27 protein-coding genes and 1 pseudogene are annotated in these 25072 nt (G+C 72.4%); 17 read left to right on the top strand and 11 right to left on the bottom strand.

All coding sequences use genetic code 11. The features are described 5' to 3' along the window. The first annotated feature begins 3 nt into the window (after nucleotides 1–3). Genes hisB through hisF form a run of 6 tightly spaced genes read left to right on the top strand, consistent with a single transcriptional unit; the run spans nucleotide 4 to nucleotide 3307 of the window. Complete coding sequence (gene hisB, locus ACFXBC_RS14285; protein ID WP_385023281.1) at nucleotides 4–597, top strand: imidazoleglycerol-phosphate dehydratase HisB; 594 nt, start codon at nucleotides 4–6, stop codon at nucleotides 595–597. 2 nt (nucleotides 598–599) lie between these two features. After that, a complete protein-coding gene (locus tag ACFXBC_RS14280) occupies nucleotides 600–767 on the top strand; it encodes a hypothetical protein (protein WP_385023265.1) in 168 nt (55 codons plus the stop codon). Continuing rightward, nucleotides 764–1405, top strand: coding sequence for an imidazole glycerol phosphate synthase subunit HisH (gene hisH / locus ACFXBC_RS14275; protein WP_385023263.1), 642 nt, complete (start codon nucleotides 764–766; stop codon nucleotides 1403–1405). The genes ACFXBC_RS14280 and hisH overlap by 4 nt, the downstream gene beginning before the upstream one ends. Beyond that, nucleotides 1405–2145 carry a bifunctional 1-(5-phosphoribosyl)-5-((5-phosphoribosylamino)methylideneamino)imidazole-4-carboxamide isomerase/phosphoribosylanthranilate isomerase PriA gene (gene priA, locus ACFXBC_RS14270; RefSeq protein ID WP_385023261.1) on the top strand — a complete coding sequence of 247 codons (741 nt, stop codon included), beginning with the start codon at nucleotides 1405–1407 and terminating at the stop codon, nucleotides 2143–2145. Before hisH ends, priA begins: the two co-directional genes overlap by 1 nt. Beyond that, nucleotides 2142–2555 carry a RidA family protein gene (locus tag ACFXBC_RS14265; protein ID WP_385023259.1) on the top strand — a complete coding sequence of 138 codons (414 nt, stop codon included), beginning with the start codon at nucleotides 2142–2144 and terminating at the stop codon, nucleotides 2553–2555. The genes priA and ACFXBC_RS14265 overlap by 4 nt, the downstream gene beginning before the upstream one ends. Then, nucleotides 2552–3307, top strand: a complete 756-nt coding sequence (hisF, locus tag ACFXBC_RS14260; RefSeq protein ID WP_385023257.1) for an imidazole glycerol phosphate synthase subunit HisF — start codon at nucleotides 2552–2554, stop codon at nucleotides 3305–3307. Before ACFXBC_RS14265 ends, hisF begins: the two co-directional genes overlap by 4 nt. Nucleotides 3308–3348: 41 nt before the next feature. Here hisF and ACFXBC_RS14255 read toward each other — a convergent pair whose 3' ends face one another. Then, nucleotides 3349–3981 (bottom strand): TIGR03085 family metal-binding protein, encoded by a 633-nt coding sequence (locus ACFXBC_RS14255; RefSeq protein ID WP_385023255.1) that lies wholly within the window; start codon nucleotides 3979–3981, stop codon nucleotides 3349–3351. A gap of 83 nt (nucleotides 3982–4064) precedes the next feature. Between ACFXBC_RS14255 and hisI the strand changes: the two genes are divergently transcribed. The 11 genes and pseudogenes from hisI to lgt all read left to right on the top strand — a co-directional run. Next, the gene (gene hisI / locus ACFXBC_RS14250; protein WP_385023253.1) at nucleotides 4065–4433 is read left to right on the top strand and encodes a phosphoribosyl-AMP cyclohydrolase; all 369 of its coding nucleotides are present in this window, start codon (nucleotides 4065–4067) and stop codon (nucleotides 4431–4433) included. A 46-nt stretch (nucleotides 4434–4479) separates the two neighbouring features. Continuing rightward, nucleotides 4480–5982: an anthranilate synthase component I gene (locus ACFXBC_RS14245; protein ID WP_385023251.1), complete on the top strand. Its 1503-nt coding sequence runs from the start codon at nucleotides 4480–4482 to the stop codon at nucleotides 5980–5982. Between the two features lie 7 nt (nucleotides 5983–5989). After that, nucleotides 5990–6631: a TIGR02234 family membrane protein gene (locus ACFXBC_RS14240; protein ID WP_385023249.1), complete on the top strand. Its 642-nt coding sequence runs from the start codon at nucleotides 5990–5992 to the stop codon at nucleotides 6629–6631. Between the two features lie 151 nt (nucleotides 6632–6782). Next, nucleotides 6783–7031, top strand: coding sequence for an HGxxPAAW family protein (locus ACFXBC_RS14235; protein WP_385023247.1), 249 nt, complete (start codon nucleotides 6783–6785; stop codon nucleotides 7029–7031). Nucleotides 7032–7138: 107 nt separating this feature from the next. Next, nucleotides 7139–7654: a DUF2752 domain-containing protein gene (locus ACFXBC_RS14230; RefSeq protein WP_385023246.1), complete on the top strand. Its 516-nt coding sequence runs from the start codon at nucleotides 7139–7141 to the stop codon at nucleotides 7652–7654. Nucleotides 7655–7791: 137 nt separating this feature from the next. Continuing rightward, complete coding sequence (gene trpC, locus ACFXBC_RS14225; RefSeq protein ID WP_385023244.1) at nucleotides 7792–8601, top strand: indole-3-glycerol phosphate synthase TrpC; 810 nt, start codon at nucleotides 7792–7794, stop codon at nucleotides 8599–8601. Nucleotides 8602–8614: 13 nt separating this feature from the next. Further along, on the top strand, nucleotides 8615–8746 hold the full coding sequence (gene trpM, locus ACFXBC_RS14220) for a tryptophan biosynthesis modulator TrpM (RefSeq protein WP_385023279.1): 132 nt from the start codon (nucleotides 8615–8617) through the stop codon (nucleotides 8744–8746). Nucleotides 8747–8823: 77 nt separating this feature from the next. Continuing rightward, nucleotides 8824–10071 carry a tryptophan synthase subunit beta gene (gene trpB / locus ACFXBC_RS14215; protein WP_385023242.1) on the top strand — a complete coding sequence of 416 codons (1248 nt, stop codon included), beginning with the start codon at nucleotides 8824–8826 and terminating at the stop codon, nucleotides 10069–10071. Beyond that, entirely contained in the window at nucleotides 10068–10916 is an 849-nt protein-coding gene (gene trpA / locus ACFXBC_RS14210; protein ID WP_385023240.1) for a tryptophan synthase subunit alpha, read from the top strand. Before trpB ends, trpA begins: the two co-directional genes overlap by 4 nt. A 72-nt stretch (nucleotides 10917–10988) precedes the next feature. Beyond that, nucleotides 10989–11813, top strand: a complete 825-nt coding sequence (locus tag ACFXBC_RS14205) for a DsbA family protein (RefSeq protein WP_385023238.1) — start codon at nucleotides 10989–10991, stop codon at nucleotides 11811–11813. A 103-nt stretch (nucleotides 11814–11916) separates the two neighbouring features. Further along, nucleotides 11917–12873, top strand: a pseudogene (lgt, locus tag ACFXBC_RS14200) (prolipoprotein diacylglyceryl transferase); the annotation flags it as partial. A 419-nt stretch (nucleotides 12874–13292) separates the two neighbouring features. On the opposite strand, the gene ACFXBC_RS14195 reads toward lgt, so the two are convergent. From ACFXBC_RS14195 to ACFXBC_RS14150, 10 genes are read right to left on the bottom strand one after another with little or no spacing between them, the layout of a single operon-like run. Further along, entirely contained in the window at nucleotides 13293–14171 is an 879-nt protein-coding gene (locus ACFXBC_RS14195; RefSeq protein WP_385023236.1) for an HpcH/HpaI aldolase/citrate lyase family protein, read from the bottom strand. Next, nucleotides 14168–15439: a CaiB/BaiF CoA transferase family protein gene (locus tag ACFXBC_RS14190; RefSeq protein ID WP_385023234.1), complete on the bottom strand. Its 1272-nt coding sequence runs from the start codon at nucleotides 15437–15439 to the stop codon at nucleotides 14168–14170. Before ACFXBC_RS14190 ends, ACFXBC_RS14195 begins: the two co-directional genes overlap by 4 nt. A gap of 23 nt (nucleotides 15440–15462) precedes the next feature. Then, nucleotides 15463–16893: an ADP-ribosylglycohydrolase family protein gene (locus tag ACFXBC_RS14185; protein WP_385023232.1), complete on the bottom strand. Its 1431-nt coding sequence runs from the start codon at nucleotides 16891–16893 to the stop codon at nucleotides 15463–15465. After that, the gene (locus ACFXBC_RS14180; protein ID WP_385023230.1) at nucleotides 16890–18047 is read right to left on the bottom strand and encodes an ADP-ribosylglycohydrolase family protein; all 1158 of its coding nucleotides are present in this window, start codon (nucleotides 18045–18047) and stop codon (nucleotides 16890–16892) included. The genes ACFXBC_RS14185 and ACFXBC_RS14180 overlap by 4 nt, the downstream gene beginning before the upstream one ends. Beyond that, complete coding sequence (locus tag ACFXBC_RS14175) at nucleotides 18044–19237, bottom strand: ADP-ribosylglycohydrolase family protein (protein WP_385023228.1); 1194 nt, start codon at nucleotides 19235–19237, stop codon at nucleotides 18044–18046. Before ACFXBC_RS14175 ends, ACFXBC_RS14180 begins: the two co-directional genes overlap by 4 nt. Then, entirely contained in the window at nucleotides 19234–20487 is a 1254-nt protein-coding gene (locus tag ACFXBC_RS14170) for an ADP-ribosylglycohydrolase family protein (protein ID WP_385023226.1), read from the bottom strand. The genes ACFXBC_RS14175 and ACFXBC_RS14170 overlap by 4 nt, the downstream gene beginning before the upstream one ends. Before the next feature lie 51 nt (nucleotides 20488–20538). Further along, the gene (locus tag ACFXBC_RS14165) at nucleotides 20539–21930 is read right to left on the bottom strand and encodes an ABC transporter substrate-binding protein (protein WP_385023224.1); all 1392 of its coding nucleotides are present in this window, start codon (nucleotides 21928–21930) and stop codon (nucleotides 20539–20541) included. After that, the gene (locus tag ACFXBC_RS14160) at nucleotides 21930–22784 is read right to left on the bottom strand and encodes a carbohydrate ABC transporter permease (protein WP_385023222.1); all 855 of its coding nucleotides are present in this window, start codon (nucleotides 22782–22784) and stop codon (nucleotides 21930–21932) included. Before ACFXBC_RS14160 ends, ACFXBC_RS14165 begins: the two co-directional genes overlap by 1 nt. Continuing rightward, the gene (locus ACFXBC_RS14155) at nucleotides 22781–23740 is read right to left on the bottom strand and encodes a carbohydrate ABC transporter permease (protein WP_385023220.1); all 960 of its coding nucleotides are present in this window, start codon (nucleotides 23738–23740) and stop codon (nucleotides 22781–22783) included. The genes ACFXBC_RS14160 and ACFXBC_RS14155 overlap by 4 nt, the downstream gene beginning before the upstream one ends. Then, on the bottom strand, nucleotides 23737–24774 hold the full coding sequence (locus ACFXBC_RS14150; protein ID WP_385023218.1) for a LacI family DNA-binding transcriptional regulator: 1038 nt from the start codon (nucleotides 24772–24774) through the stop codon (nucleotides 23737–23739). The genes ACFXBC_RS14155 and ACFXBC_RS14150 overlap by 4 nt, the downstream gene beginning before the upstream one ends. Nucleotides 24775–25072 lie beyond the last annotated feature (298 nt).

Below are 25072 nucleotides of genomic sequence, written 5' to 3'. Positions count from 1 at the left end.
CGCGTGGGCCGCATCGGACGGGTGGAACGCACCACCAAGGAGACCTCGGTCGTGGTCGAGATCGATCTCGACGGCACGGGCAAGGTCGATGTGTCGACAGGCGTCGGCTTCTACGACCACATGCTCGACCAGCTGGGCCGTCACGGCCTCTTCGACCTCACCGTCAAGACCGACGGCGACCTGCACATCGACTCGCACCACACCATCGAGGACACCGCCCTCGCGATCGGCGCCGCCTTCAAGCAGGCGCTCGGCGACAAGGTGGGCATCTACCGGTTCGGCAACTGCACGGTGCCGCTGGACGAATCGCTCGCCCAGGTCACCGTCGACCTCTCGGGCCGCCCCTACCTGGTGCACACCGAGCCGGAGAACATGGCGCCGATGATCGGCAGCTACGACACGACGATGACCCGGCACATCCTGGAGTCCTTCGTCGCGCAGGCGCAGATCGCGCTGCACGTCCACGTACCGTACGGGCGCAACGCCCACCACATCGTGGAGTGCCAGTTCAAGGCCCTGGCCCGCGCGCTGCGTTACGCGTCCGAGCACGACCCGCGCGCAGCGGGCATTCTTCCTTCGACCAAGGGCGCCCTGTAAGCATGACTGGCCTCAACACCATCCTCATCGTCGTCGGCCTCTTCCTGGCCGGCGGTGTCTACTCCTTCGTCAAGCAGAAGATGCCCGCGGGCCTCATCGTGCTGCTCTCCATCGGGGCCGTGATGTGCCTGGCGGCGGGTGTGATGCGCATCCAGGGGATCTGGACATGACCGCCCGGAAGAAGGCCGTGGTCTTCGACTACGGCTTCGGCAACGTCCGTTCCGCCGAGCGCGCCCTCGCGCACGCCGGCGCGGAGGTCGAGATCACCCGTGACTTCGACCGCGCCATGAACGCCGAAGGGCTGCTCGTCCCGGGCGTCGGCGCCTTCTCCGCCTGTATGAAGGGGCTGAAGGAGGCGCGCGGCGACTGGATCGTCGGCCGCCGCCTGGCCGGTGGCCGGCCCGTCATGGGGATCTGCGTCGGGATGCAGATCCTCTTCGAGCGCGGCATCGAGCACGGCGTGGAGACCGAGGGCCTCGACGAGTGGCCCGGCACGGTCGGCCCGCTCAAGGCCGACGTCGTCCCGCACATGGGGTGGAACACCGTGGAGGCCCCGGCGGACACCGAGCTCTTCGCCGGGCTCGACGCCGGAGCGCGCTTCTACTTCGTGCACTCCTACGCGGCGCACGACTGGTCGCTCGAAGTCACCAACGCCAACATCCGCGCCCCGCGCGTCACTTGGGCCACCCACGGCGAACGCTTCGTGGCGGCCGTCGAGAACGGCGCCCTGACGGCCACCCAGTTCCACCCCGAGAAGTCCGGCGACGCCGGCGCCCAGCTGCTGACCAACTGGATCGGAACCCTCTGATGTCCGCCTTGCAGAAGAAGCTCGAACTCCTCCCCGCCGTCGACGTCCGGGACGGCCAGGCGGTCCGCCTCGTCCACGGTGAGTCCGGCTCCGAGACCTCCTACGGCTCCCCGCTGGAAGCCGCACTCGCCTGGCAGCGGGCGGGTGCGGAATGGCTGCATCTGGTCGATCTCGACGCGGCCTTCGGCACCGGCGACAACCGGAAGCTGATCTCCGAGGTCACCTCGGCGATGGACATCAAGGTCGAACTCTCCGGCGGCATCCGCGACGACGCCTCACTGGCCGCCGCGCTCGCCACCGGCTGCACCCGGGTCAACCTCGGCACCGCGGCCCTGGAGACCCCCGAGTGGGTCGCGAAGATCATCGCCGAGCACGGCGACCAGATCGCGGTCGGCCTCGACGTACGCGGCACGACCCTGCGCGGCCGCGGCTGGACCCGGGACGGCGGCGACCTCTACGAGACGCTCGCCCGCCTCGACTCCGAGGGCTGCGCCCGCTACGTCGTCACCGACATCGCCAAGGACGGCACCCTCCAGGGCCCCAACCTGGAGCTCCTGAAGAACGTCTGCGCGGCCACCGACAAGCCGGTCGTCGCATCCGGCGGTGTCTCCTCGCTCGACGACCTGCGGGCCATCTCCTCGCTCGTCCCCTCGGGCGTGGAGGGCGCGATCGTCGGCAAGGCGCTCTACGCCAGGGCGTTCACCCTGGAAGAGGCGCTCGAAACGGTGGCGGCGGCATGAGCGACGGCGCCACGGGCGACGGCGTACGCCGTATCTCGTCCGGCGGGCCGTGGGAGGAGTCCATCGGCTACTCCCGCGCGGTGGAGCTGCCCAACGGCCTCGTCCTGGTCTCCGGCTGCACCTCGGTGACCGGCGGCCGGATCGCGGAGGGCGGCCCGTACGAACAGGCCGTCACCGCCTTCGGTGTCGCCGTCGACGCGCTCAAGGAGCTCGGGCTCGGCGCCGGGGACGTGGTCCGCACCCGGATGTACGTCACACACGCCCGCGACGTGGACGAGGTCGGCCGGGCCCACAAGGAACTGTTCGGCGCGGTGCGCCCCGCCGCGTCCATGATCATCGTCTCCGGTTTCATCGACCCCAGCCTGGTCGTCGAGGTCGAGGTGGAGGCATACCGGGGAGCGCGCGCATGACACTGGCCGTACGGGTCATTCCCTGCCTGGACGTGGACAACGGCCGCGTCGTCAAGGGCGTCAACTTCCAGAACCTCCGGGACGCGGGCGACCCCGTCGAGATGGCCAGGCTCTATGACGCCGAGGGCGCCGACGAGCTGACCTTCCTCGACATCACCGCGTCGTCCGGCAACCGCGAGACGACCTACGACGTGGTGCGCCGCACCGCCGAGCAGGTCTTCATCCCGCTCACGGTCGGCGGCGGCGTCCGCACCACCGAGGATGTCGACAAGCTGCTGCGCGCGGGCGCCGACAAGGTCGGGGTGAACACCGCGGCCATCGCCCGCCCCGAGCTGATCAGCGAGATCGCCGAGCGCTTCGGCCGTCAGGTGCTCGTCCTCTCGGTCGACGCGCGCCGGACCGCCGCCGGCACCTTCGAGGTCACCACGCACGGCGGGCGCCGGGGCACGGGTATCGACGCCGTCGAGTGGGCGCACCGGGCGGCCGGTCTCGGGGCGGGCGAGATCCTGCTCAACTCCATGGACGCCGACGGCACCAAGGACGGCTACGACACCGAGATGATCGCCGCGGTACGCGCCCGGGTCACCGTGCCGGTCATCGCGAGCGGCGGCGCGGGCGCCCTGGGACACTTCCCCCCGGCCGTCGGGGCGGGCGCCGACGCGGTGCTCGCCGCATCGGTCTTCCACTTCGGCGACCTGCGGATCTCCCAGGTCAAGGACGAGCTGCGACAGGCCGGACACCCGGTCAGGTAGAGCCGTACGGCCGCCCCTCCTCAAACGGGGGCGGCCGTCTCTCACATGCCGAGTCTGGCCTCGATCGCCCTGGCCGCCGCCTCCGCGTCCCCGTCGACCTCCACCCTCGCCGCGTCCTGGCGGCCGAAGGCGAACATCGTCAGCTCGTCCGGCTCCCCGGTGACGGTCACCACCGGCGTGCCCCGGTGCGCGACCACGGTCTGGCCGTCCGGGCGCCGCAGCACGAGCCCCACCGGCGCCCGGCGCCCCATCAGCCTGGCGCCCTTCTCCAGCCGCCGCCACAGCGCCTCGGCGAAGACCGGGTCCACCTCACGGGGCGACCAGTCGGGCTGGGCCCGCCGGACGTCCTCGGCGTGCACGAAGAACTCGACCGCGTTGGCACCCTCGTCCACCTGCTTGAGCGAGTACGGCGAGAACTTGGGCGGCCCCGTACGGATCAGCTGGATCAGCTCCTCGTACGGCTTCGCGGTGAATTCGCCCTGCACCCGGTCGAGGCGCCCCTTGAGCGCGCCGATCATGATGCCGCCCGCCGCGTCGAGCCGCCGTTCGCGTACCACCACATGGGCGGCGAGATCCTTTGTCCTCCAGCCCTCGCAGAGCGTCGGGGCGCCGGGACCCGCCGCCTCCAACAGGTCGGCGAGGAGAAGTCGTTCGCGCTTGGCATGGGTCGACATGACCGCCAGCGTACGACCGCACGCGCCGTTCCGCCCAGTGGACGGCGGCCCGCCCGGGGCCGCGGGGGCGGCACAATGGAGCCATGACCCGCACGCCCGGCACGCCGCAGTCCAGCAGTCTCGATCCCGCGATCGCCGCCCGCCTCAAGCGCTCGGCGGACGGGCTGGTGCCCGCCATCGCCCAGCAGTACGACACGGGCGAGGTACTGATGCTCGGCTGGATGGACGACGAGGCCCTGCACCGCACCCTCACCACAGGACGCTGCACCTACTGGTCGCGCAGCCGCCGGGAGTACTGGGTCAAGGGCGACACCTCCGGGCACGTACAGCACGTCAAGTCGGTCGCACTCGACTGCGACGCCGACACGCTGCTGGTGAAGGTGGACCAGGTCGGCGCCGCCTGCCACACAGGCGAGCGGACCTGCTTCGACGCCGACGTCCTGCTGGGCTGATCCGGCGGCCATCCGCCGCGTTCCCCGGCCGGTCTAAGCTTCCGCCATGGACCTGGAGACCTTCCGCAAGCTCGCCGCCGACCGCCGTGTCATCCCCGTGAGCCGCACCCTGCTCGCCGACGGAGACACCCCGGTGGGTCTCTACCGGAAGCTCGCCGCCGAGCGCACCGGCACCTTCCTCCTGGAGTCCGCCGAGAACGGGCGCACCTGGTCCCGCTACTCCTTCATCGGAGTACGGTCCGCCGCCACTCTCACCGAGCGCGACGGCGCCACCCACTGGGAGGGCGCCCCGCCGGTCGGCGTCCCGGTCGACGGCGACCCGCTGCAGGCATTGCGCGCCACGGTCGAGGCGCTGCACACCCCGCGCGACCTGGCGGGCGGCCTGCCGCCCTTCACCGGCGGCATGGTCGGCTACCTCGGCTACGACATCGTGCGCAGGCTGGAGAAGGTCGGACCCGGCGAGCGCGACGACCTGAAACTGCCCGAGCTGACCATGCTGCTCACCTCGGACCTCGCCGTGCTCGACCACTGGGCTGGCACCGTCATGCTGATCGCCAACGCGATCAACCACAACGACCTCGACACCGGCGTCGACGAGGCGTACGCGGACGCCATCGCCCGGCTCGACGCCATGGAGGCCGACCTCGCGCGCCCCGCCGGGACCGCCCCCGCCGTACTCCCCGCGTCCGAGCTGCCCGAGTACACCGCGCTCTGGGGCGGCACCGACTACCAGAACGTCGTCGAGGACATCAAGGAGCGCATCCGGGCCGGTGAGGCCTTCCAGGTGGTCCCCTCCCAGCGCTTCGAGACGGCCTGCACGGCGAGCGCCCTGGACGTCTACCGGGTGCTGCGCGCCACCAACCCCTCGCCGTACATGTACCTCTTCCGCTTCGACGGCTTCGACGTCGTCGGCTCCAGTCCCGAGGCCCTGGTCAAGGTCGAGGACGGCCGCGCCCTGGTGCACCCGATCGCCGGGACCCGGCACCGCGGCGCCACCCCGCGCGAGGACCAGGACCTCGCCGACGAGCTGCTCGCCGACCCGAAGGAGCGCGCGGAGCACCTGATGCTGGTCGACCTCGGCCGCAACGACCTCGGGCGGGTCTGCGAGCCGGGCTCCGTCGAGGTCGTCGACTTCATGTCGGTCGAGAAGTACTCGCACGTGATGCACATCGTCTCCACCGTGACCGGCCGGGTCGCCGAGGGACGCACCGCCTTCGACGTCCTCACCTCCTGCTTCCCCGCCGGCACCCTCTCCGGCGCCCCCAAGCCCCGTGCGCTGCAGATCATCGACGAGCTGGAGCCGACCCGCCGCGGGCTCTACGGCGGCTGCGTCGGCTATCTGGACTTCGCGGGCGACTCGGACACCGCCATCGCCATCCGTACGGCGCTGCTGCGCGACGGCACCGCCTATGTGCAGGCCGGGGCGGGCGTGGTCGCCGACTCCGACCCGGTCTCCGAGGACAACGAGTGCCGCAACAAGGCGGCGGCCGTGCTCCGCGCCGTCGGTTCGGCCAACCGCCTCACCGGCCCTTCGGGGCATAGGGGATAGTGGAGGCGTGAGTGCCGTACCCCCGCCCCGATCCGAAGCAGGACCGGCCGCACCCTCCCCGGGCAGCCGCCGCAGTCTTGCCACCGCCCTGATACTCGGCGCAGTCGGCGCTGCCGTCGTCCTCCTCGCCTCCGGGCAGACCTGGGCCCGGGGCAACGCACCGGTCGGCGGCGGCGCACTGCCGCTCACGGCCGACGGCGGCGATGTCACCGGGGTGCCCACGGCCCTCGCGATCGTCGGTCTGGCCGCCCTCGTCGCCGTGTTCGCGGTACGCAGCGCGGGCCGTCTCCTCGTCTCCGCGCTGCTCGCGCTCTGCGGGGCCGGCGCCGCCGTGGCGGCCTTCGCCGGGGCGAGCGACAGCTCAGCACTGGACGAGAAGGCCGCCACCACCGCAGGGAACACCGCCACCACCATCGAGGCGCTCTCCCACACCGCCTGGCCGTACGTGGCCGCCTTCGGCAGCCTGCTGATCCTCTGCGCGGGGCTGCTCGCACTCCGCTACGGCAGACAGTGGCCCGCGATGTCCAGCCGGTACGAGCGCGACGGCACCCCCCGTCCGCGCCGCCCGCGCCGGGCGCCGGACCCGGAGCGGCCCGAGGAGATCTGGAAGGCGCTCGACCGAGGCGAGGACCCCACCCGGGAAGCGTGACGGACAGCTCACCCCCCAGCTCAACCCCCGGAGCCGCGGTGCGCGACAATGGGTCTGAGCTTCCGGCGCCCGGCCCACCACGACTGGGCCGGGCGGCCGCGGAACACACGCCGGGTACAGGGCCTGGACACACAGCAACGAGGAGCAACTCATGGCGGGCAGCAGCCACGGACACACCCCGGCCGCCTGGACCGGCGTCATCATCGCCTTCATCGGGTTCTGCGTATCGGGCGCCTTCATGGTGATGGCCAGCCCGGTCGGGTTCGTCGCCGGACTCGTCGTCGTGGTCATCGGTGGCATCGTCGGGCTCGGTATGAAGGCCGCGGGGCTCGGCATGCCGAAGGAGTCCGAGGCCAGCATCCAGGCCCGCGCCCGCGCCGCCCAGGCGCAGGTGCACTGAGGCTCCGCTCCACGAGCACCGTCCTGTGGGGGCGCGGTCCGGTCGTCCGGGCCGCGCCCTTTCCCGTATGAGCTGCGCCTTCCCGCAGGAACAGGGAGAATCACCGCGTGGACCCCAACGCAGCCCCTGCCGCACTCCGCGCCCCGGCCCCGCCGCAGGCGTGGGGCCCGGCCGCCGGTCACCCCTCGCCCCTCGCCCCGGAGCCGCTGGTGCCACCGGCCCCCGAGCCGCTGCTGCGCCGGCTCCTCGTGCCGCTCGGCACACTGGCCGCGGTCGCCGCCGCCTTCACCTATGTCGGCGCCGTCGACCCCAACCACCCCGGCCACTACCCGGTCTGCCCGCTCTACGCGATCACCGGCGTCTACTGCCCCGGCTGCGGCGGTCTGCGCAGCGCCCACGCCGTCGCGCACGGCGACTTCGCGGCGGCCCTCGGTGACAACGCGCTCGCGGTCGCCGGGTACGGAGTCTTCGCCGTGGTGATGGCCGTATGGCTGGTTCGCGCCGTACAGGGACGGCCCGCGCGGGTCACACTCCGCCCGGCACTCTGGTGGGGAATCGGCGCGGTCGTGCTGGTCTTCAGCGTGCTGCGGAACCTTCCCTTCGGGGCGTTCCTGGCCCCGTGAGCGTCCGCGGAAGCGTCCACGGGGACGTCCACGCACTGGACTCCCGCGGGCCGGATGCGGGGCCCGGGGTCTTCTACGGATAACATCGGCATGGCTGATCCTGAACCATCCACACGTCCCGGAAGGGGGCCGCTCGCGTGAGTGTGCTCGACGAGATCATCGAAGGCGTACGCGCCGACCTCGCGGAGCGGCAGGCGAGCGTCAGCCTCGACGAGCTCAAGGACCGCGCCGCGAAGGCACCCCAGGCCAAGGACGGTGTCGCGGCCCTGCGCGGAGACAGCGTCAAGGTCATCTGCGAGGTCAAGCGCTCCAGCCCGTCGAAGGGCGCGCTGGCCGCCATCGCCGACCCCGCCGCGCTCGCCGCCGACTACGAGGCGGGCGGCGCCTCCGTCATCTCCGTCCTGACCGAGCAGCGCCGTTTCGGCGGCTCGCTGGCCGACCTGGAGGCTGTCCGCGCCAAGGTCGACATCCCGGTCCTGCGCAAGGACTTCATCGTCACCGCGTACCAGCTCTGGGAGGCACGGGCGTACGGAGCCGACCTGGTGCTCCTGATCGTCGCCGCGCTCGAACAGGAGGCGCTGGTCTCGCTGATCGAGCGCGCCGAGTCCATCGGGCTCACCCCGCTGGTCGAGGTGCACGACGAGGACGAGGCCGAGCGGGCGGCCGCCGCCGGCGCCCGGATCATCGGAGTCAACGCCCGTAACCTCAAGGACCTCAAGGTCGACCGCGGTACGTTCGAGCGCGTCGCACCCGAGATCCCCTCGCACATCGTCCGGGTCGCCGAGTCCGGTGTCCGCGGCCCGCACGACCTGATCGCCTACGCCAACGAGGGCGCCGACGCCGTGCTGGTCGGGGAGTCCCTGGTCACCGGCCGCGACCCGAAGGGTGCCGTCGCCGACCTGGTCGCCGCCGGAGCCCACCCGGCCCTGCGGCACGGACGGGACTGAGGCTCCCGTGGTCATAGCCGTTCTCGCGCGCGGGTGCCGCCCCCGCGGCTGCCGTGCGCCCGCACGGCGCGCGCGGGGACGGCGGGTGCGGTACCACATCGGTTCCGAACCCGGTCAGATCAACGGCATGCGATGGCGTCGCTGAGCAGCAGCTCAGCCATACGCTTCACTCCTGCGTACCACTACTCACGTGCTGTACTTACGTACCTGCGGAGATCACGCATGTCTTCAGAGTTCTTCATCCCGGATCCGGACGGCCGGATCCCCAGCGCCGAGGGTTACTTCGGTGACTTCGGCGGCAAGTTCATCCCCGAGGCGCTCGTCGCCGCGGTGGACGAGGTCGCCGTCGAGTACGACAAGGCGAAGGCCGATCCGGCCTTCGCGGCCGAGCTGAACGACCTCATGGTCGACTACACCGGCCGGCCGAGCGCCCTCACCGAGGTGCCGCGGTTCGCCCAGCACGCCGGTGGCGCACGGGTGTTCCTCAAGCGCGAGGACCTCAACCACACCGGATCGCACAAGATCAACAACGTGCTCGGCCAGGCGCTGCTCACCAAGCGCATGGGCAAGACCCGCGTCATCGCGGAGACCGGCGCCGGTCAGCACGGCGTCGCCACGGCGACCGCCTGCGCCCTGTTCGGCCTCGAATGCACCGTCTACATGGGCGAGATCGACACCGAGCGCCAGGCGCTCAACGTCGCCAGGATGCGGATGCTCGGCGCCGAGGTCGTCGCCGTGAAGTCCGGCAGCCGCACCCTCAAGGACGCCATCAATGAGGCGTTCCGCGACTGGGTCGCCAATGTGGACCGCACCCACTACCTCTTCGGCACGGTCGCCGGGCCGCACCCCTTCCCGGCGATGGTCCGCGACTTCCACCGGGTGATCGGCGTCGAGGCGCGGCGGCAGATCCTGGAGCGCGCCGGCCGGCTCCCGGACGCCGTCGCCGCGTGTGTCGGCGGCGGCTCGAACGCCATCGGGCTCTTCCACGCGTTCATCCCGGACACCTCGGTGCGTCTGGTCGGCTTCGAGCCCGCCGGGCACGGCATCGCGACCGGCGAGCACGCGGCCACGCTCTCCGCCGGTGAGCCGGGGATCCTGCACGGCTCCCGCTCGTACGTACTCCAGGACGAGGAGGGCCAGATCACCGAGCCCTACTCGATCTCCGCCGGGCTCGACTACCCCGGCATCGGCCCCGAGCACGCCTATCTGAAGGACGCCGGGCGGGGCGAGTACCGCGCGGTGACCGACGACGAGGCCATGCAGGCGCTGCGGCTGCTGTCGCGCACCGAGGGCATCATCCCGGCCATCGAGTCCGCGCACGCGCTGGCCGGTGCGCTGGATCTCGGCAAGGAGCTGGGCGAGGACGGGCTGATCGTGGTCAACCTGTCCGGCCGCGGCGACAAGGACATGGACACGGCTGCCCGTTACTTCGGGCTGTACAGCGCGGACGCGGAGGTGGCGGCCAAGTGAGCGGAACCAGCGGAACCAGCGCAAACGGCGGGCACGGCGGCAACACGGCCCTGCTGAGTTCGGTCCTGGCCGGGGCGAAGACGGAGGACCGGGCGGCGCTCATCGCCTACCTCCCGGCCGGATTCCCCACGGTGGACGGCGGGATCGCGGCGGTGAAGGCCGTGGTCGAAGGCGGCGCCGACATCGTCGAGGTGGGGCTGCCGCACAGCGACCCGGTCCTCGACGGACCGGTCATCCAGACCGCCGACGACATCGCGCTCAAGGGCGGCGTGAAGATCGCCGACGTACTGCGCACGGTGCGTGAGGGATACGAGGCCACGGGCGCGCCCATCCTCGTCATGACGTACTGGAACCCGATCGACCGGTACGGCGTCGAGCGGTTCACCGCCGAGCTGGCCGAGGCGGGCGGCGCCGGGTGCATCCTGCCCGACCTGCCGGTCCAGGAGTCCGCGCTCTGGCGTGAGCACGCGGAGAAGCACGGTCTGGCGACCGTCTTCGTCGTCGCGCCGAGCAGCAGGGACGAACGTCTTGCGACGATCACCGCCGCCGGATCGGGCTTTGTGTACGCGGCCTCGCTGATGGGGGTCACCGGCACCAGGAACTCCGTGGGCGAGCAGGCCCAGGAGCTGGTACGGCGCACCCGCGCCACCACCGAACTGCCGGTGTGCGTGGGGCTCGGGGTCTCCAACGCCGAACAGGCCGCCGAGGTCGCCGGGTTCGCCGATGGAGTGATCGTCGGATCCGCGTTCGTCAAGCGGATGCTCGACGCGGAGGACGCCGCCGCGGGCCTGGAAGGCGTCCGTGAACTGGCGGGCGATCTGGCCAAGGGCGTACGCCGAAGCTGACGCCGTCGCTCGTACGGGTGGAAGTGGGACCGGGGAGGCACGCTGGTGCCTCCCCGGTTCGTTGCTGCGGGTGTGAGCGAGAAGAACCGAGACGCGAAGAGGGCCGCCCGAGAGCGGCTCGTCGAAGAGCGCGAGAAGCAGAAGGCCCGTGACCGGCGCAAGCGGGGAATGATCGTCGGCGGCTCCGTGGTGGGGGTGCTGGCACTGGCCGCGGTGATCGGAGTCGTCGCGGCCAACGCGGGCAAGGACGGCGGTGGTTCCACGGCGAACAGCCCCCTCACCGTGCCGAGCGGAGCGATGGGGAAGGACAGCCTGGCGATCCCGGTGGGCGCGAGCGACGCACCGTCCACGCTCACTGTCTGGGAGGACTTCCGCTGCCCGGCCTGCGGCCAGTTCGAGAACGGCTTCCGCAGCACGGTCCATGAGCTGGAGAAGTCCGGGCAGCTCAAGGTCGAGTACCACCTCGCGACGCTCATCGACGCCAACATGGGCGGCACGGGCTCGCTGCGCGCGGCCAACGCGGCCGCCTGCGCACAGGACGAGCGGAAGTTCCCCGCCTACCACGACGTGCTCTACGAGAACCAGCCCGAGGAGACCCAGGACCCCTATGCGCAGAACAGCAAGCTGATCGAGCTGGCCGGGAAGGTCAAGGGGCTGAAGACGGCCGCCTTCACCTCCTGTGTGAACGGCGGGAAGCACGACAGCTGGGTGAAGCGGTCGAACGCGGCCTTCCAGAAGGGCGGCTTCAGCGGCACGCCGACCGTCGAGCTGAACGGCTCGTCGGTCTTCCCCAAGAAGGGGAACGAGCAGATCTCGCCCGCCAATCTGAAGAAGTGGGTGACCGAGGCCAACCAGGGCAAGAAGGCGGGCACGGTTTCCCCGGCGCCCGCGTCCTGATCCCGATCCTGATCCCGGTCCCGCCGGGAAGGGTCCTTGTTACGCATACGTTGCCGGGCGGGTGGTCCGAGGGCCCGCCCGGCGATGTAGCGTCGGCGGTGCCATGAACCTTGCCTTCATCCCCAGTCCGTCGACCGGCGTGATCCATCTCGGACCGATCCCGCTGCGCGGCTACGCGTTCTGCATCATCATCGGTGTCTTCGTCGCCGTCTGGTACGGCAACAAGCGCTGGGTCGCCAGGGGCGGCAGCGCGGGCACCGTGGCCGACATCGCGGTGTGGGCCGTGCCCTTCGGCCTGGTCGGCGGGCGGCTCTACCACGTCATCACCGACTACGAGCTGTACTTCAGCAGTGGCCGCGACTGGGTCGACGCCTTCAAGATCTGGCAGGGCGGCCTCGGTATCTGGGGCGCGGTCGCCCTCGGCGCGGTCGGCGCCTGGATCGGCTGCCGCCGCCGGGGGATCCCGCTCCCGGCGTGGGCCGACACGCTGGCGCCGGGCCTCGCCTTCGCCCAGGCCATCGGCCGGTGGGGCAACTGGTTCAACCAGGAGCTGTACGGCAGGCCGACTGATCTGCCCTGGGCGCTGAAGATCAGCGAGGGCCCCGACAGGATCGCCGGTACGTACCACCCGACCTTCCTCTACGAGTCGCTCTGGTGCGTCGGTGTCGGCCTCCTCGTCATCTGGGCCGACCGCCGCTTCAGGCTGGGCCACGGGCGTGCGTTCGCGCTGTACGTCGCCGCGTACTGCGTGGGCCGCGGCTGGATCGAGCACATGCGGGTCGACTACGCCCACCACATCCTGGGGCTGCGGCTCAACGACTGGACCGCGCTCATCATGTTCCTGCTGGCGGTGACGTACTTCGTCGTCTCGTCCAAGCTGCGGCCGGGCCGCGAGGAGCTCGTCGAGCCCGCGGCGGAGACGGCTGCCGCGCAGGAGGGCGAGGCCGCCGGAGACCAGTCCGAGGCGGGCACGGCCGGGGCAGGAGACGACCGGGCCGAGGCGGACAAGGTCCAGGATGCCGACGAAGCCGAGGTCGACAAGGCCGGAACCACCAAGGCCGAAACCACCAAGACCGAGCCCGTCAAGACCGAGCCCGTCAAGACCGAGCTTGCCAAGGCCAAGAGCCCCGGGACCAACAGCACCGGGACCAAGAGCACCGGGATCAAGAGCACCAACGAGCAGGACACCGACGCTTCTGCCGGTCCGGGTGCCGGTGCCGACGACAGCCCGGTCGCGGCCGAAACGACCGCCGGGGCAGGCGCGGAGCGGGACGGGGTCAAGGCGGAAGCGCAGGCCGACAAGGGCTGACCGCCCCGGCCGGTACCGGATCCGCTGACCGGCCTGCCCCCGTACCCGGGTCCGCCGACCGGCCCGGTCCCGGCCTCCGCCGCCGGCCCGCGCGGGGGTCGGCGGCTCCGGTGTCCGTACCCCCGAGCGGGCCCGTACGCTCAGAGCCGGCCGTAGGACCGGCCCGTCGCTCAGACCCGCTGCCGCCCCGCGAGATCCAGCGTGCGCCGGGCTCCCGCCACCACGGCCGCATCCACGAAGCGGCCGTCCGGCAGGGCCAGCGCCCCTTCGTCCGTGGACGCGGCCTGCACGATCTCCCGGGCCGCCAGGATCTCCGCCGCCGTGGGCAGATAGGCCGCCTCGATCACCGGCAGCTGCCTCGGATGGATCGCCGCGCGCCCCAGGAAACCGAGCGCCCTGCCCCGTGCGCAGGAGGCGGCGAGCCCGTCCAGATCGCGAACGTCCGCGTACACCGACTGGGCGGGCGGGGCCAGCCCCGCCGCTCGCGCCGCGACCACCGCACGGCTGCGCGGCCAGGCGAGACCCGCCTCGTCGGACACGCCCAGATCGGCACGGAGATCCGCCTCACCGAGAGCCAGCCCGCGCACCGAGGGGACGGCCGTGGCGATCTCGTAGGCACGTTCCACGCCGAGCGCCGACTCCAGGATCGGATAGAGCGCGATGTCCGCCCCGCCCGGGGTGTCGGCCGCCCAGCCGGCCACTCTGCGTACCTCCGCGGCGCCCCCGGCCTTGGGCAGCCGCAGCCCCGCCAGACCCGGCAGTCCCGCGACGGCCCGTACGTCCGCCTCGGCGAGCGGACCGTCCAGGGCGTTGATCCGGACATGGACCGGCGAGGGGCCGGGCGCCGGATCCGCCAGGAGTTCGGCGGTGGCGTCCCGTGCGTACGCCTTGCGGTCGGGTGCGACCGCGTCCTCCAGGTCGACCAGCACCACATCGGCGCCGGCCGCCAGCGCCCTCGCCACCACGGCGGGCCGGTCGCCCGGTACGTACAGCCAGGTCAGCACGGTCCGCACCGGGCTGCGCGCGGACAGTTCCCCGGACACGCTCACCGGACCGCGCCCGACTCCCGCAGGGCCGCGATATCGGCGGGCTCCAGTCCGATCGCGGACAGCACGTCGTCGGTGTCGGCGCCGTGCGGGCGCCCCGCCCAGCGGATGGCGCCCGGTGTCCCGGAGAGCCGGAAGAGGACGTTCTGCATCCTGATGGTGCCCAGCTCCTCGTCGGGGACCTCCGCGAACGTGCCCAGGGCCCGGTACTGCGGATCCTCCATCACATCGCCGATCTCGTAGACGGGCGCGATGGCCGCCTGCGCCTCCTCGAACGCGGCCACCACATCCGCCCGGTCGTGCCGGGCTATCCAGCCGCCGACCGCCGCGTCCAGCTCGTCCGCGTGGAGCGCGCGCTGCGCACCGGAGGCGAACCACGGCTGGTCGATGAACTCGGGCCGGCCCACCAGCCGCATCACCCGCTCCGCGATGGACTGCGCGGACGTCGAAACGGCCACCCAGTTGCCGTCGCGGGTGCGGTAGGTGTTGCGCGGCGCGTTGTTGCTCGACCGGTTGCCGGTGCGCGGCTGTACGTAGCCGAGCTGGTCGTACCAGATGGCCTGCGGGCCGAGCACCGCCAGCATCGGCTCGATGATCGCCATGTCCACCACCTGGCCGCACCCGGTGCGGTCGCGCCCGGCGAGGGCCGCCATCACGGCGTACGCGGTGGAGAGCGCGGCGACCGAGTCGGCCAGGCCGAAGGGGGGCAGCGTCGGCGGGCCCTCCGGCTCGCCGGTCGTGGCGGCGAAACCGCTCATGGCCTCGGCGAGCGTGCCGAACCCGGGGCGCCGCGCGTACGGACCGAACTGGCCGAACCCGGTCACCCGCGCCAGCACCAGGCGGGGGTTGGCAGCGGACAGCTCGTCCCAGCCCAGGCCCCACCTCTCCAGGGTGCCCGGCCGGAAGTTCTCGATGATCACGTCCGCGCCCGCGGCCAGCCGCAGCAGCACGGCGCGGCCGTCCGGCGACGCGAGGTCGAGCGTGATGTTCCGCTTGTTCCTGCCCAGCAGCTTCCACCACAGCCCCACGCCGTCCTTGCTGGGACCGTGCCCGCGCGACGGGTCGGGCTTACGGGGGTGCTCGACCTTGATGACCTCGGCGCCGAAGTCGCCGAGCAGGGTCGCGGCCAGCGGTCCGGCGAAGAGCGTCGCCAGATCGAGGACCCGCAGCCCTTCGAGGGAGGACGGCCGGTGGCCGTCCGGGGCGGCCCCGGTCCCCGTCGTGTGCGGGCTGTCGCTGCCCCTGCGCGTGTGCGGGGTGTCCCTGTCCATACGTCGTTCCTCCTCCGCCCCGGTCATACCGCCCGGTCCCTTCGCCGCACCTGGCGCAGCGTGCGTTCCGCGAGTGTGTCGAAGCCGATGCCGTCCAGACCGCCGACCGAGGTGGCCAGCCGGTTGTGCAGCGGCGCTGTCCAGCGGGACGGCAGCGCTTGCCGGGAGCCCGCGAGGAGCCCCGCGACGCTGCCGGCCGTCGCCCCGTTCGAGTCGGTGTCCCAGCCCCCGGAGACCGCACGGCAGACGGAACCGGTGAAGTCGCCGTCCGCGTGGGTCAGCGCCGCCGCGAGCAGCGCCGCGTTCGGCAGGACATGGACCCAGTGGTGGTCGCCGTACGCCGTGTGCAGCTCGTCCACGACCGACTCGAACGCGGCGGCGGTGCCCAGGGGTTCGGCGGCGGCCCGCGCGATACCGAAGCGCACGGCCGCCGCGTAACGGGAGCCGGGCGGCACGACCGAGAGGCCGGCCCGCAGACAACCGTGGACGTCATCGCCGCCGCCCGCGGCTGCCGCGATCACGGCGGCGGCGAACATCTCGCCGTACACCCCGTTCGCGGTATGGGTGAGCACCGCGTCCCGCCAGGCCGCTCCGGCCGCCGCGCCCGGGTCGCCCGGGTGGGTCCAGCCGAAGACATCGGCCCTGATCTGCGCACCGATCCACTCACGGAACGGATTGCGGTACACGGCGGTGTCCGGTGGCTCGATCCCGGCGAGGAGATTGCCGTACGCGACCCGCTCGGCGGTGAAGGTCCGGCCGGCCGGCAGCTCGTCCAGCCAGAGCCGCGCCACATCGGCGGTGCTGAAATCCGGCCCGTACCGTTCGAGCAACAGCAGGGCCAGCAGCGGGTAGTTGAGGTCGTCGTCCTCGGGGGCACCGTCGATGTTCTCGGCCAGCGACGTCGGGCGCGAGCGGCGGTTCCACGGGTGGGCGGCGGCCACTCCGGGGTCGAGTCCCACCTCGGTGAACCAGCCGTCCAGCGGCCAGTTGCCGGTCGAGCGGGCGAGGGCCCTGATGCCGTCGAGCGTCAGCTTCTCGACCGGCTTGCCGAGCACACACCCCGCGGCCCGGCCCAGCCAGGACGCCTCAAGCCGGGCGCGCAGCGCGTCCCGGTCGACGGGACCGGCTGGAGGGGCGGGCCAGTCGGGGCACAGCGCCCTGATCCCGGACAGCCCGGTCGGCTCGTCGGGGGCCAACGGCGAAGGGACAGCGGCCAGTTCATCGAGCAGCTCCACGGCGAGCGCACGCAGTTCCGGGGCGGCCGGTGCGGCGGAGGCGCCCGCGCGCGCCGGTGCCGGATGGCCGCCCGCCGCGGTCCACCGCTGCCGGGCCGCCGCCGGATCGCGGCCGTCCTCCTGCGCCTGGCGCAGCTCATGCCCCACCAGGTCCTCGGGCTGCACCCAGGTCAGCCGCAGCGCGGGGCCGGTCGCCGCCGGGGACACGGGGGCTGTCACCGGGCACCCGCGATCGCACCGAACAGCGCCTCGTGCTCACGGCGCCGCTCCAGATCGCGGGCGAACACCTCACGGGTGACGGCCGCGAGCCCGGCGGCCGGGGCGTGCAGATCGAGACGGCTCGCCGTGGCGACCTCCCCGGCCCACTCGGCGGGGACCGCGCCCTCGCCGTACAGTGCGCCGACGATCGCGCCGCTCATGGTGGCGATGGAGTCGCAGTCCCGGCCGTAGTTGACCGAGCCGAGCACCGTCTCGCGGAAGTCGCCGCGCCCCGCGAGCAGCATCCCCAGCGCCACCGGCAGCTCCTCGATGGAGTGCAGCCGCGAGGGGCGGCGGGCGCCGAGGGACGGCTTGCGGTACTCGGGGCCCACGGTGTCGAAGGGGGCGACCGCCTCGCGCAGCGGCTTCAGCGCCGACTCGTATCCGTCGTGCGCCGCTGCCGCCTCGCAGACCGCCTCGATCGCCGCGCGGGTGCCGTCCTTCGCCAGCGCGAGCACATCGCCGACCACCGATTCGGGGGTCGCGCCCGGTTTGCAGGCCGCGGCGACGGCCGCCGCGAAGACCGCGGCGGCCTCCCGGCCGTAACTGGACTGGTGGGCGCCCGCGATGTCGAGGGCCTCGGTGTACGCGTGCGCCGGGCTGCCCGCGTTGACCAGGCCGACCGGCGCCATGTACATCGCGGCGCCGCAGTTGACGATATTGCCGACCCCGGCCTCCCGCGGGTCGACGTGCCCGTAGTGCAGCCGGGCGACGATCCACTTCTCGGCGAGGAAGATCCGCTGCAACGGCAGTGCCTCCGCCTCCAGTTCGGGGATCCAGCGCGGGGTGCCCATCAGGTCGGGCACCAGATGGTCGGCGACCGCGTACGCGTCGAGGTGGTCGCGCACCGTCTCGTAGACGCGGATCAGCGCATGGGTCATCAGGGTGTCGTCGGTGACGTGCCCATCACCCTTGTGGTACGGGGCGATCGGCCGGGCCGTACGCCACTCCTCCTTGTAGAAGGGCTCGACGATGCCCTGGACACGGCCGCCGTGCCGCTCGCTGATGGCCTCCGGGGTCCAGCCCTCGACCGGGCCGCCGAGCGCGTCCCCGACGGCCGCGCCTATCAGGGCTCCGGTGGTGCGGTCCTCCAGGGATGGGGTGGGCACGGTCATGAGCGGGTTCCTTCCGGGAGGGCGTGCAGAGCGGAGGTGAGCCGTGCGGCGACCTCGACGAGATCGGTGCCGGCCAGCTGGGGCAGGGCGCAGCCGACGAGGGTGCGGCAGCTGTCCCGCCAGGTGTCGGGCAGGGCGGCGGCGCCGCCGATGGCGCCGGTGAGAGCACCCGCGAGGGCGGGCGCCGAGTCGGCGACCCGGGAGAGACAGGCGGCTGTGGGCACCGCCTCGGCGAGCGCGCCGCCTGCCGCGAGCGTCATCGCCAGGGCCACGGGTACGGTCTCGGCCGCGGCGATCCCGTAGCTGTAGACGTGGTCGACGATCTCGTGCTCCAGGACCGGGACCAGTGCGAAGGCGCTGCCGGGGCGGCCCGTTCCGGCGGCCGTCGCGGTCCTGGCGAGCGCCACCGCGTGCAGCGCGTTGCGGCGGATCTCGCTGCCTTCGGGGAGCTGCGCGAGCGCCTCGTCCACACAGGCCGCGGCGTCCGCGCCGCCCAGCGCGGCGGCGACAGCGGCGGCGATCGCGCGGGCGCCGTGCACCCCGTCGCCGTCCTGGGTGTAGCGCGCGTCGAACTCCGCGAGGCCGGCCGCGGCTGCCGGATCGCCCGGGTGCACCACGGCGAGCACGGCGGCGCGCACACAGGCGGCGTCGTCGAAGTGGTGCGGATTGTCGTGGCCGGTGGCGGGGGGCCGCAGCCCGGCCGCCAGATTGCCGAGCCCGGCCCGTACGGAGATTCGGGCGCGCAGCGGGATCAGCGCCGACTCGATCTCGTCGGCCTGCGCGGAGGCGGCGGCCACCTCGTCGGCGAGCGCGTTCCAGGCCAGCGCGAGCGCGGAGCGCACCCGCTGCTGCGGGGCGAGGTCGCTCTGCCCGGACGAGGCGGCCGAGAGGATGGCCCGCGCGGTGAACGCCGCCCACTCGGCGTCGTCGGAAGGCCCCAGCTGGAGCGGGGCCGGCGGCTGGTTCAGGGCGATGGGAACCGGGAGCGTGGTGGTGGCGTTCTGCTCGGCGAAGGTGTCCAGTTCGCGGGTGAGCCTGCGGGTCCAGTTGGGCAGCAGCGCGGCACGGTGCCGGCCGGCCGGCCAGCCCGCGGCGTCGCCCGCGGCGAGGCCCAGGAGCAGGCCCTCGACCCGGCGGTGCGGGTCGCGGCCGGAGAGCCCGGTGGTGGGATGGGTCAGCTGTGTGGTCACGAGGCGGCCTGCCTGTTGTGGGTCACTGCCGCGGGGTCGGTCGCGGGCGGCGGGTCGGTCGGGGTGGGCGGACCGGTCGTACGGCCGCTCCTGGTTGCCGTCGGCGGGCGGGTCGGGAGCCCCGCGCTGTCCGCCGTCGCCGGGCCGGCCGCGGTCGCCGCCGCTGTCGGAGACACGGCCGCCGTGTGCGGCGGGAGGAGGCCGTCGGCGACATCGAGGATGTGACGTCCTGCCATGGCGGGCAGACAGCTGCCGCGCACCGGTCCGATGGCGTCCGCCCAGTGGGCCGGGATGCCGCTCTCGCCTCCGAGCGCCCCGGCGAGCGAACCCGCCACGGCCGCCGTGGTGTCGGCGTCGCGGCCCATGTTCACGGCGGTCAGCACCGAGCCCCGGAAGTCACCGCGTGCGGCGATGAACGCCCCGAAGGCCAGACCCACCGCCTCGGGTGCCAGATCCGTCCAGGGATAGCCGCCGATCACCACGGCCGAGCGCACCGCGCGTTCGACCGGCAGCGGCGAGCCGTCCGGGCCCGGTACCGCCCGGCGGGCCGCGCTGACCGCACGGTGCAGCGAGCGCGCGGTCCAGGAGTCCTCGGGGATCACCGAGAGGGCGGCCTGCACCACCGCGTCGGGGCTGTCGCTCACCATCGCGGCGGCCACCCCCGCGGCGACGGCCTGTCCGCCGTAGATCCCCTCGCCGTCATGGCTGACCGTGCCGTCCACCGCGACCAGCCGGGCCGCCTCGGCGGGCCGCCCCGTCGCGTACACCCCGAACGGCGCGGCCCGCATGGCGAGTCCGTCGCTCCAGGCGTGCCGGTGCTGGGCGGAGATCGGGGCGGCGAGACCGCGCCGCAGGTTCTCCAGGGTGCCGCGCTCGCTGAACCCGGCGCCGCGGAACGGGCCTTCGTCGCGGTCGGCGATCCACAGGTGCCACGCCGCCTCGACATGCGCGACGGTCAGCGCCGAACCGTGCTCGGCGAGCAGCAGCCCCGAGAAGATCGCGTACTCGGTGTCGTCCGTACCGGCGGGCTCGTCCCGTACGAAGCCCTCGATACGGCCCCACCGCTCCCTGATCCGGGACGGTTTCATGTTCTCCGCCGGGGCCCCCAGGGCGTCGCCCACGGCGAGGCCGAGGAGGGCGCCCCGGGCGCGGTCGCGCAGCGTACGGGGGAGGGCCGGCCGCTCGGGCCGGAGCCGGGGCGGAGGGGGGCCGGTGGCCGTGCCGGTGGCCGGTTCTGGGCTGCCGCTCATGGGCTGATCGTGCTCATTTCTGGGGTTGTGCGGGCGCGGACGCGGGAGGCGTCAGCGCTGGTAGCGGTCGAGGACCCGCTGGCCGTCGCCGGCCAGTTTGGAGCGCAGCGAACTCAGACCGATCGAGCCGTTGTAGTACTCCTGGAAGGCCGGGGTGGCGATCTTGTCCTTCCACTCGGCGTAACCGCGCACGCCGAGTACGGGGGAGGGGACCAGATCGCCGGCCATCCCACTGCCCGTGCGCCAGCCGTTCTCCTGGGTGCGCAGCGCCGGGTCCTTGAGCGCCGAGCGGCTGTCGGGCAGCAGCCAGTCGCCGAGGGCGAGCCGGGCGGCGTTCCTGCCCTGGGTGAGGAAGGAGATGAAGTCGACGGCCGCCTGCTTGTGGTGCGAGTCCTGCGAGACCGAGAGGGTCTGCGGGACGACTCCCTGCGCGCTGCCGTGCGGTCCGCTTCCCGCGGGCATCGGCAGGACGGTCCAGCCGAAGCCCTTCGGCGCCTGCTGCTGGACCTGCTGCCGGAACGAGAAGTTGAGCGGCACCATGGCGTACTTCCCCGCGAAGAAGCCGGGCAGGGTGTCCGAACCGCCCATGCCCAGACTGCTCTTGGGAGCGGTGTGATCCTCGTTGATCTGCCGGTTGATGACCTGGGAGACCGCCGATTCGGCGGGCCCGAAGACCGCCTTGTTCTTGCCGCCGGACTTCCTGAAGATCTGCCCGCCGGTCGAGGCGGAGCTGTTCACGGACTGGCTGACCGGCTCCTTCATCGACCAGGCGACGCCGTACCGCCGGGTCGTGCCGCCCGGCCCCCGCGCCGTGAGCGCCTTGCTGACCTGCTCGAACTCCTGCCAGCTCCAGGGGTGGGCGACGGTCGGCACCCGTACCCCGGACGCCTTGAGCAGCTTGGTGCTGGCGACCATCACACGCGGCTCCTGGAGGAACGGCACACCGTAGATCCCCTTGCCGAAGGTGGCCGCCGACCACGCCCGCCCGGGGATGTCCTTCTTCAGCGAGGCGGGCAGCATCCCGCGGATGTCGGCGAGATAGCCGCCGTACGCGAAGTCCGTGAGGTCCGACGCGTCGTCATGGATGATGTCCGGCGCCTGGCCGCCCTCGAAGGAGGTCAGCAGCTGGTCGTGGATACCGTCCCAGCTGCCCTGCACATATTTCACCTGGACGTCGGGATGCTGTCTGTTCCACTGCGCGACCAGCGCCTTGTTGGCCGCCACCGACTCCTTCTGCCAGGCCAGGCTGAGGAATTGGAGCGTGACACGGCCGGACGGGTCAGGGGTGTCCCCCTGGCCGCAGCCCGCGAGGATGACGAGCCCGGCAGCGGCGGCCAGCGCCGTCGCCGCGGTACGGATCCTGGAAGGGGCGTGCGAACGGGACGGGGCGGGGAAACGGGTACGGACAGGGATACGCGTACGGATACGGGTGCGGATACGCATCAGCCCTTCACCGCCCCCGCGAGCATCCCGCCGACCAGCCTGCGCTGGAGCAGGGCGAAGAAGAGCAGGCTGGGGATGGTGGCGATGACGGAGGCCGCGGCGAGCGGCCCCAGGTCGGCGACGCCCTCGGCGCCGAGGAATCGGGTCAGGATCACGGACATCGTCTGGTTCTCCGGGGACTTGAGCAGGACGAGGGCGAAGAAGAACTCGTTCCAGGCGGTGACGAAGGTGAACATCGCCGTCGCGACAAGTCCCGGGGTGAGCAGCGGGAAGACCACACTGACCAGGGTCCGCAGCCGCCCGGCGCCGTCGACCGCTGCGGCCTCCTCAAGGGTGACCGGGACGGCCTTGACGTACCCCTGGAGCATCCAGAGCGAGAACGGCAGGTTCCACACCACGTACACCGCGATCAGCCCGGCCAGTGAGTTGATCAGGTGCAGGTTCTTCAGCACCAGGAACAGCGGGATGATGATCAGTACGAACGGGAACATCTGGCTGACCAGCACCCAGCCGTTGGCCACCGTCGACATGCGGCTGCGGAAGCGGACCAGCGCGTAGGCGGCCGGCACCGCGAGCGCCACCGAGAGCACCGTCGCGCTGCCCGCCACGATCAGGCTGTTGAGCGCGGAGTGCAGCAGCGGCTGCGCGTCGAAGGCGGCCCTGAAGTTGTCCAGGGTCGGATGCCTGGGGAGCCAGGTCGGGCTGATGGACCCCAGCTCCCGGGGGGACTTGAAAGCGGTGGACACCAGCCACACCAGCGGGAAGGCCAGGAAGACCAGGTAGCACAGGAGAGCCAGATACTGGCCGGTGCGGCCGGCCGTCCGCCTGGCGCGGAGCCGTGCGGGGACACTCATGCCGCCTCCTCCTTGAGCTTCTTGCGCAGGAACACGGTGAGAAGGACCGCGATGAGGGCGACCATCACCAGGCCCATCGCCGCCGCGTAGCCGAACTGGCCGTACTTGAAGGCCTCTTCGTACGAGAAGAGCATCGGCAGCCGGGTCTTGCCGCCCGGCCCGCCCTGCGTCAGCACATAGACCAGGCCGAACGAGTTGAAGTTCCAGATGAAGTTCAGCGCGGTCACGGCGACCACCACCGGCTTCAGGGCCGGCCAGGTGACGGAGGTGAAGCGCCGCCACAGACCGGCTCCGTCGAGCTGCGCCGCCTCCTTCAGCTCCACCGGCACGTTCTGCAGCCCGGCCAGCAGCACCACGGTGGTCTGCGGCATCCCGGCCCAGACCCCGACCACGATCACGGCCGGGAGCGCCACCGAGAGGCCGGTCAGCCAGTCGACATTGCCGCTGATCAGATGGGACTGCGTCAGGGTCTTGTTGAGGATGCCCGCGTCCGGGTGGTAGACGAGCCGCCACATGATTCCGACGACCACCTCGGGCATCGCCCACGGGACCAGCGCGAGGGTGCGGGCCAGCCAGCGGAAGCGCAGGTTCTCGTTGAGCAGCAGGGCGAGGCCCAGCGCCAGCACGAACTGCAGCACGGTGACGCTGACGGCCCAGACGATGCCGATCCGGAACGACTCCCAGAACAGCGAGTCGTGCAGCAGATCGGCGAAGTTGGCGAACCCGGTGAACCGCGTCGGCGTGGTGCGGCCGGCCTGCGAGTCGGTGAAGGCCAGCGAGAAGCCGTACAGCAGCGGCCCCACACTCAGCACCAGGATCGGGATCAGAGCGGGTGCCAGCAGGAACCAGGCCCCCCGGTCCAGGCCCAGCGCCTGTCGGCGCCGGCCGGGGGAGCGGGGCGGTGGGGTGCCGCGGTGGCCCGTGGCGTCCTTGCCCCGGGCTGCGGTGAGACTCATACGGACCTCGGGTTCTCCAGGTCGGTCGCCGGCGCGGTGGAGGCGCGTACGACGAGGCGGGGTACGGCGGTGCTGTGCTGCGGGGCTTCCGGGACCGTGCCCCGGCCGAGCCGGGCGAGCAGCAGCTCGGCCGCCCGGCTGCCGCGCTCGGCCGATCCCAGGTCGACGCTGGTCAGCGGCGGCCAGGCGGCCTGGGCCAGGCTGCTGTCGTCCATCCCCGCCACGGCGATGTCATCGGGGATGCGCACCCCGCGGGAGTGCAGGGTGCGGAGCGCGCCGACCGCCAGCTGGTCGTTGGCGCAGAACAGCGCGTCGGGTGATGCGGCCAGCAGCCGTTCGGCCGCCGCCGCGCCGGACTCGGTGGCGAAGCCGGTGCTCACCACGAGCGACTCGTCGTAGGGGAGGCCGAGAGCGTCGAGCGCCCTGCGGTAGCCGGTCGCGCGGTTGCGGCCGGGCACCGTGTCGAGCGGGCCGTTGATGAAGGCGATCCTGCGCCGCCCGGTCTCGTACAGATGGCGTACCGCGAGCCCGGCCCCGCGCACCGAGTCGGCGCGCACACTGTCGACCGGGACGTCCTCCGGCGGCGAACCGATGATCACGACCGGGGCCGCCGCGGCGCCGAGCACCTGCGCATAGGCGTCGGTGACCCGGATCGGGCAGAGGATCAGCCCGTCACTGGTGCGGTCGCCCAGACTGCGGACCGCGTCCAGCTCGTCCTCCACGACCGCCCCGGTGGAGTGCAGCAGCAGCCGGTATCCGGCGGCGCGGGTGACGGCCTGGATCCCGCGGACCATCGCCACGTACGCCGGGTTGCCGATGTCCGCCATCGCGAAGGTCAGCTGGCGGGTCCTGCCGCCCTTGAGGGAACGGGCCACCGCGTTCGGTACGTAACCGAGCTCCGCGACCGCGCGCTCGACCCGGGAGACGGTGTCGGGGCGCGCACCCACTCCGTTCAGCACCCGGGAGACGGACGCGATGGACACCCCCGCGCGCTCGGCGATCGACACGATGGTCGGTGTCCCGTTCTGCGGCATGCGTGCCTGCCCCCTGAGTTCAGCGGTCGTGGACGTGGTGGTGCTGTAAACGTTTCCAGCTACTGGAAACGTTTACAGATACTGCGGACCCGCCTCCTGGGCGTCAATGCGCCCGTCATGTGATCCATGTCTCCCCGGCGGTTCGGGGGGAATCGCATACGGGCTGGTCCCGGCCCTCCGCACCCCTGGTAAGTACGGCCTTCCTTGCTGGCGGGGGCCATTTTTCGTGCGTACTTTCGACGCTGTTCCCGGGTTCGCTGCGCGGAGCGGGGGCGCTGACGAGAAGAGAGGGCGGGGA

This window comes from Streptomyces sp. NPDC059398 (assembly GCF_042751845.1).
Taxonomy (GTDB): domain Bacteria; phylum Actinomycetota; class Actinomycetes; order Streptomycetales; family Streptomycetaceae; genus Streptomyces.
This window is presented reverse-complemented; position numbering and strand designations above follow the sequence as displayed.